Annotated in this window: 2 protein-coding genes; both read left to right on the top strand. The window is 35.3% G+C overall.

The features are described from left to right. On the top strand, nucleotides 1–424 hold a 424-nt coding region (locus A5849_RS03330; protein ID WP_256923955.1), incomplete at its 5' end, for a hypothetical protein. 38 nt (nucleotides 425–462) lie between these two features. Continuing rightward, nucleotides 463–746, top strand: a 284-nt coding sequence (locus tag A5849_RS03335) for a hypothetical protein (RefSeq protein WP_086309956.1), incomplete at its 3' end; no start/stop codon positions are given.

Consider the following 746-nt stretch of genomic DNA (forward strand, 5'->3'; position numbering starts at 1 on the left):
CAAAGAAGGGCTTATAGTTTCTAAAAAAATATATGCACAAAAACTTTACGAATTCAGAGAAGAAAAAATCAACTATACGGATATCCGATTTTTTGACAAGATGAAAGAGTACCCTATTTATGTAAATAAAGAAATGATGAAGGCGAAAAGAATCACGCCTGGATCATTCTGGGCTGAGGATAGTATCTATCGGACTTCTTTTCTTGAAGCAACTCAAGGAGCAGAGGGAACGGAGGAAGAATTTAACCAGTTGAATGATCGTCTTTTCCCAGATAAAGATCATCTGCATATTTACCTTTGGAACAATGAATTTACGAATTATTATAATGAAGGTCGTTATTGGGATGGCGCTTATGTGTGGTCAGTGTATGACGAAAAGAGAAAGCGGTTTACTGTTTTCGATGCTACACTGGTATTGGATTGAATTATTCCATATAGTGAACTGGAAAAAGGAGAGAGAAGATGGAATTATTAGAAAAAGAAAGTATTGATTTTTATTTGGAGCGTGCTTGGACTGTGTTACGGTATGCTTTTTTCAAGGAAGAAGAGTATGACGGACTAAATAGTCATCAGGAGGCAGTTTTAGAATTTCTCAATTACTCAAATAGATTGCGTACTGCCAGGTTATGGCGGAGCAAAGAAGGGCTTATAGTTTCTAAAAAAATATATGCACAAAAACTTTACGAATTCAGAGAAGAAAAAATCAACTATACGGATATCCGATTTTTTGACAAGATGAAAGAGTA

The sequence above is a fragment of the Enterococcus sp. 10F3_DIV0382 genome, from assembly GCF_002140245.1.
Lineage (GTDB): Bacteria > Bacillota > Bacilli > Lactobacillales > Enterococcaceae > Enterococcus_B > Enterococcus_B lactis.